The organism is Limnospira sp. (genome assembly GCF_051859755.1).
GTDB classification, from domain to species: domain Bacteria; phylum Cyanobacteriota; class Cyanobacteriia; order Cyanobacteriales; family Microcoleaceae; genus Limnospira; species Limnospira fusiformis.
In genome coordinates, this window is record NZ_JBIMLI010000096.1 from 1 (window position 1) to 6,318 (window position 6,318).

The window sequence follows — 6,318 nt, forward strand, 5'->3', positions numbered from 1 at the left end:
TTCTTAAAGTATGTAAGCATACACCAAAGTATTGAGCCGTTTCACTCGGTGATGTATATTTCGGCATTTAGCTCGCTTGCTGTGTACTTATCTAGCTTAGACTGATTGTTGAGTATTGTCAAGCAATATTCAGTGAATTTGCTAACAGGACGTAACTCCATTGCCGTACTTGTCCAATTGGCGATGATTATACCAGAAAATTATCAGACTGCAATACGGACACCTGTTCGGAGGTGGGGGAATGGGTGGCAATTTCCCAAAAATTTCGCGCCGGTTAGTAAAGTAGGGGTTGACAGGGGGAGGGAATGGCGCTATACTGGGTGTAGTTTGTTACAATTGGATATTTGCAAAATTAAAAAAATTGTAAATATTTCCATTATATAAAAATAGTACCGCAAGCAAACGATAAAGTCAAGGGCATCCCCAAAAAAGTCGATTTTTTTTACATTTCTTAATTTTCGTTACAAAACTTAACATAATTACCCTAGTTGTATGATTTTTGGTAAACAGAAGGCTTCAAGTCGGTTGGGGGAAACTGTCGGTGTGAACAAGAGAATATGGTTAATCGTACCCGCGACGGTGTGGTTAGTGATATTTTTTGTAGTACCGCTGGTGATTGTGCTGATTTACAGTTTTTTGGAACGGGGAACCTATGGGGGGGTGGTGTGGTCTTTCACCGTAGGGCAATATCAACGGCTGTTGAATCCCCTATATTTGAGAGTGTTTATGCGATCGCTAGAGCTAGCGGCATTTACGACGATAATTTGTTTAGCGATCGCTTATCCGTTTGCATTTTTCATAGCGACCCGTCCTCGTGGTTGGCGGAATTTATTGTTAATGCTGGTAATCATTCCATTTTGGACTAATTTCTTAGTAAGAACTTATGCTTGGATGATTATTTTACGAGACCAGGGGGTGGTGAATACCCTACTACAAAACCTGCATTTAATTGATGAACCTCTCAACCTATTATTTACCCCGTTTGCTGTCCTAGTTGGTTTAATCTACGGCTATCTACCGTTCATGATTTTACCGTTATATGTAACCTGGGAGCGATTCGACTTTTCCTTAATTGAAGCGGCGCAAGATTTAGGAGCCAACGATATTCGCACAGTCTGGAGGGTTTTATTACCGTTAACCAGACGGGGAATTATTGCGGGTTCTATTTTAGTATTCATTCCGGCTTTGGGAGCATTTATAACGCCGGATATTTTGGGAGGGTCGAAAACGGTGATGATTGGTAATTTAATCCAGAATCAATTTCTGCAAGCTCGTCATTGGCCTTTGGGTTCGGCTTTGTCTATACTGTTAATGATGTTAGTGATAATTCCTGTTTGGGTTTATTTCCAAATGGCTGAAAACCGTCAGTAATGCACCCACAAAGATGACGGTTTTTGGGAAGGCGAAGATTTAGGAAGCGCGACGATCGCTGTATCCCAGATATTGATTGTAGGAGGGATTCCCTAAGTATCGATAAGATTTTAATTCACTCATGACGATTTTAGGTTTGTTGACGTTTCGCTCCAAGTAAGATATAGGCAAGACAATCGGCCATAATAGTGATGCTAAGATGAGAACCTGCCATGAAGATAGTTGCGTTTTAGAGGTGGTGCGATCGCGCCAAAATTTGGTAAACAAATAGGCAAATGTGAGAATAGCGATCGCGAAATAGGCGCGCACAATCAGGGTAACAATCAAAATCCTTCTCCCAATTCAACTTTTCTGACAACAGGTGGGTGGGGAGAGTAGCCCCCCACTACTGACAAAAGTGGATCAAGTCGAAGCTCGATTAGGCAAATATTTAGTCATTAGTTTTAATGAACAGAATGTTCAATATTGCTTATAATTCCGCTTGACCTGCCCCCATTATAAAGAATATTCAACGGATGTGTGTGATTTCAAACACTTAATTTTGCCAGTGGTATCACTCTCAGTATATTTGCGGTTGTATTAGTTAGCTATCAGGATGATAAGGGAGATTTGAAGATGAGAATATCTGCCAATAGGAGTAGGATAGGATAATGAGTACAATATGAACCGATCAACTGTGACCAGACTTGATTTGCTAATCCGTTCCCTGGGTAAAACTGGACTGTGGGTAAATGTCGCCCTAGGGTTTGCGTTTCTATACCTACCGATCGCCATTTTAGTGGTTTATTCGTTCAATGCTTCCCGTTTTAACGCGGTGTGGAGTGGATTTACCCTAGACTGGTATAGGAGTTTATTGGGAAGCATTCCAGCACAGACGGCGGATCTATCGACGACGGGAGTTTGGTCAGCCTTATATAATAGTCTGATAGTGGCTACTATTTCCAGTGCGATCGCCACGATTTTAGGAACAGCGATCGCTTTAGGATTAGAACGCTATAAATTTCCGGGTTATCAGGTTTTAGAAAGTTTGCTATTTTTACCAATGGTCATTCCCGAAATCACCTTGGGGATTTCTTTGTTGGTATTTATGACCCTAATTTTTAGGCTAGTAGAAAACCTAACGGGGATGAGAATAAGTCTGGGTTTACCAACGGTAATTATTGGTCATATCACCTTTAGTATTTCCTTTGTCACGATTGTGGTGAGGGCGAGAGTAGCAGACCTTGACCCCAGATTAGAAGAAGCCGCATTAGATTTAGGCGCGAATGAATGGCGAGTGTTTCAGCGGGTGACTTTTCCGTTGATTTGGCCTGGTATTTTCAGCGCGGGTTTATTAGCATTTACCTTATCATTAGATGATTTTGTGGTATCATTTTTCACCAGTGGGGTAGGTGCTACCACTTTACCATTGTTTGTTTATGGTATGATTAAACTATCGGTTACGCCTGCGATTAATGCGATCTCAACTTTGATGTTATTAATATCGTTGATTCTGCTATTATCTTCTTTAAAATTGGGAGGTACTGCCGGGTTGGAGTAAAATCAGACAACTGGTGTTAGCAGGCGAAGTAGTGGTAACTGGGGAGTATAACCATCTGTAGGTGGAAACCCTCAGTTTGCCTTACCCCTAGAACCCAAGGGAGTGATCGCCACGGAAACAAATATCCTCATTTCCGATGATAGCACAGCAAAATAGAGAATGTGGGCTGGTGATCTAACTGAACAAGATTATAGATAATCACCCCGACTCTGAGGATAAATATATTTATAATAGAGGTGAGTCTCATTTTAGTGGGTCGGATGGATATACAACAGGATTATAATGAACAGTGCCTTCAAAGGTTAATCTGGGCAATGAATCAGCTTGGTATTGATCTAGATGCGAAAAAACTGGTCAACATTTCGGAATTAATTGTCCAAACCATGACAGGACCTTGGCGGTATTTTCATACTCCAGATCATATTTTTGAGGTGGGGGGGTCGGAAGATGCGATTGAGGTATTAGCCGCCTTATTCCATGATGTGGTTTATGTACAGGTTGACCAAAGCGTTAACTTTAATCTTACCTATTATTTAGTTCCCTTCATTCGCCAAGTAGGAGAACATCTTTGGATTCGTGAAGCGGTGGATATTCCTGAAGACCCCACCTTTGAAATGGTGCGGATAGTTTTTGATATGTCTCCGGGTAAAATGCTGTTGCCTTTAGAAGGGCAAAATGAGTTTTTAAGTGCTTTAGTGGCGGCGAAAGTATTACAACCTTTTCTGAGTCAAGAGTTGTTAGTGCAGATTGTCGCCTGTATAGAAGCCACAATTCCGTTCCGAACTCCCACCCCAACCGGATTAAATAATAGCGATGTTTTATATCAAAGATTACAGGCGATCGTTGACAAATTCAACCTGAAATTAACGGATGCGGATCTGATCGAAACCGTCAAGCGTTCGATTCGTATGGCTAATCGTGATGTCCGGAGTTTCGCCGATCCTAGTTCAGCCAGATTTTTAGATAATACCTGGAACCTAATTCCTGAAACCAATCATCATCTAAATAATCCTAGTGCTTACACTATTGGTCAATATAGAACAGCCCTGCAAAAAATGGAAGGGTTTATGAATTTTCTCAAACCGGAAGTGGTTTTTCATCAATTCCGAGGGTATCCAGAAGATAGCATTTATGAACAATTGGTATCAAGGGCGAGAAGAAATATTGCCGTGGGTCGATTATATCTAGGTAGTAAATTATTTACTATTGCCTTTTTAGAAGCACTATCCCTGCGATTTGGTCGCGTCATTCCAGTTTCTACTTTAATGGGAGAAATGCCTTCCGAAAATTTTGTGACGGTTTCTTTGGTAAATTTTCTGCCAGACCTAGAAAATAATTATCAACCCCAAGATGAATTAGAATCTACGGTGCTTGTTATACTGGAAAAGGGGAGAACTCAGCATTCTTACTATGATATAAAAAATTCACCTTTGACAACATATATGGTTAAGCAGATGGGATTTGCGGAAATCCAAAATCAACGCAACCGCGCCCAAAAGTTTTTTCAAAATGAAATATCATCGGAGGAATTTTTGGCTGGATGTGATCCACAAATTAAAAAAACGGTGACTGAGGGAATTGTCAAATTATTTGATACTCGGAAAGCTGCTTTCCTAGGAGGCTAAGTGTTATGGTTGCGTCAATCGTCAAAATTTCCGGTTATTTAACATTAGGTTAAGAATAGATTATAGGTGGGGTTGGAGAGTTATCAAATTGCCAATATACTTTTATAATATAGGTGGCAAACTGATCTAAATCCATGAGAGGCTCGGATGTATCTATCAATCAGCGATCGCCTATAACTCTCCCACATTGATCAATCCATACACTTAACCTAATTACTTACTCAAGGGCTTATGAAACCTTTAAACCGTCGAACCAAAATTGTAGCTACCATTGGTCCAGCTAGTAATTCTCCTGAAGTTCTTTATCAAATGATTAAAGCGGGGATGAATGTAGTACGCCTCAACTTCTCCCATGGTAGCCATGAACAACACACGAAAACGGTCGCCCTACTGAAAGAAATTTCACAGGAGTTAAAAACGTCTATCACGCTATTACAAGACCTACAGGGTCCGAAAATTAGGGTAGGACAGCTTCCTGATGGTGGTATACAATTGATAGCGGGAGAATATATTACCCTGGTTCCTATTGACGAATACAAGAGTAAACCTAATACGATTGCGATCGACTATCTGCACCTGGGAGAAGAAGCAGAAATCGGTGCCCAGGTTCTGCTAGATGATGGATTATTGGAATTGAAGGTTGAGGAAATTTCCGGTAATCAAGTTAAATGTAAAATCCTTGAAGGGGGGACTCTGAAAAGCCGTAAAGGGGTTAACCTTCCCAGTTTAACTCTACGTTTACCGTCTTTAACTGAAAAAGATCAGCAAGATTTGGAATTTGGGATTTCTCTAGGTGTTGATTGGGTGTCTCTTAGCTTTGTGCGGAACGCAGAAGATGTGCGAGTTCTTAAAGACTTTTTAGCGTCCAAAAATGCGTCACAAATATCGGTGATGGCCAAAATCGAAAAACCTCAAGCGATCGCTAATTTAGAGGAGATTATTTCCGAGTGTAATGGTTTAATGGTAGCCCGGGGTGATCTGGGGGTCGAAATGAGTCCCGAAAGAGTCCCACTACTGCAAAAACAAATTATTCGCCTTTGCAATCAAAAAGGGATTCCAGTAATTACAGCTACTCAAATGCTGGACAGTATGATCAATAATCCCCGTCCGACAAGGGCTGAAGCGTCTGACGTAGCTAATGCAATTATTGATGGAACTGATGCGGTGATGTTATCAGGGGAATCAGCAGTTGGTAAATATCCGATTCGGGCTGTGGAAATGTTAGCGAAAATTGCGGAGGATGTGGAACCGGAAATCAATTTCATCAACTACCCACCCGCGTTCAATGATGAGACCCATGCTATCAGTGAAGCGATAAATACCATTGATAAAATTATCGATCTACATTGTATTATTGCCTACACCTGTAGTGGTTATACTGGGCAATTAGCGGCGGCTGAACGCCCGAAAGCGCCTGTGGTTGCCTTAACTCCTAATCCCAAGGTTTACCATCGTTTAAACCTGGTTTGGGGTGTGAAACCTCTGCTGCTGGAACAGGAGGTAGAATCCTTTGAGGAACTGATCAATCAAGCCCAAACTTATCTATTAGTGCGCCAAATGGCTTCCCCCGGAGACAAAATTTTGATTATTGGTGGTATCCCTTCTGGGAAGGCTAAGGGAACCAATTTTATCAAAATCCACACCATAGGATAATGAATAATGAATAATGAATAATGAATAATTAACAATTGTTCATTATTGATTTATCACGTTGTAGGGGCGGGTTCAACAGTTAATTAGATTACCCACCGACCATATTAATCAACCCGCCCTCAATCACCC

General features: G+C 41.1%; 5 protein-coding genes. 4 read left to right on the plus strand and 1 reads right to left on the minus strand.

Annotated elements, in window-relative coordinates; all coding sequences use genetic code 11:
* Window positions 1-492 precede the first annotated feature (492 nt).
* A complete protein-coding gene (locus ACTIE0_RS16010) occupies window positions 493-1,371 on the plus strand; it encodes an ABC transporter permease (RefSeq protein ID WP_006616752.1) in 879 nt (292 codons plus the stop codon).
* Window positions 1,372-1,410: 39 nt separating this feature from the next.
* Here ACTIE0_RS16010 and ACTIE0_RS16015 read toward each other — a convergent pair whose 3' ends face one another.
* Window positions 1,411-1,698, minus strand: coding sequence for a hypothetical protein (locus ACTIE0_RS16015; protein ID WP_006616753.1), 288 nt, complete (start codon window positions 1,696-1,698; stop codon window positions 1,411-1,413).
* A gap of 334 nt (window positions 1,699-2,032) precedes the next feature.
* Between ACTIE0_RS16015 and ACTIE0_RS16020 the strand changes: the two genes are divergently transcribed.
* From ACTIE0_RS16020 to pyk, 3 genes are all read left to right on the plus strand, one after another.
* On the plus strand, window positions 2,033-2,911 hold the full coding sequence (locus tag ACTIE0_RS16020) for an ABC transporter permease (RefSeq protein ID WP_006669166.1): 879 nt from the start codon (window positions 2,033-2,035) through the stop codon (window positions 2,909-2,911).
* A gap of 260 nt (window positions 2,912-3,171) precedes the next feature.
* A complete protein-coding gene (locus ACTIE0_RS16025) occupies window positions 3,172-4,536 on the plus strand; it encodes a hypothetical protein (protein ID WP_006625723.1) in 1,365 nt (454 codons plus the stop codon).
* 231 nt (window positions 4,537-4,767) lie between these two features.
* The gene (pyk, locus tag ACTIE0_RS16030) at window positions 4,768-6,189 is read left to right on the plus strand and encodes a pyruvate kinase (RefSeq protein WP_006616756.1); all 1,422 of its coding nucleotides are present in this window, start codon (window positions 4,768-4,770) and stop codon (window positions 6,187-6,189) included.
* Window positions 6,190-6,318: the final 129 nt, after the last annotated feature.

Coding starts and splice junctions, on each gene's coding strand:
- pyk (WP_006616756.1), top strand. CDS start 4,768: ATGAAACCTTTAAACCGTCGAACCAAAATTGTAGCTACCATTGGTCCA.
- ACTIE0_RS16020 (WP_006669166.1), top strand. CDS start 2,033: ATGAACCGATCAACTGTGACCAGACTTGATTTGCTAATCCGTTCCCTG.
- ACTIE0_RS16010 (WP_006616752.1), top strand. CDS start 493: ATGATTTTTGGTAAACAGAAGGCTTCAAGTCGGTTGGGGGAAACTGTC.
- ACTIE0_RS16025 (WP_006625723.1), top strand. CDS start 3,172: ATGGATATACAACAGGATTATAATGAACAGTGCCTTCAAAGGTTAATC.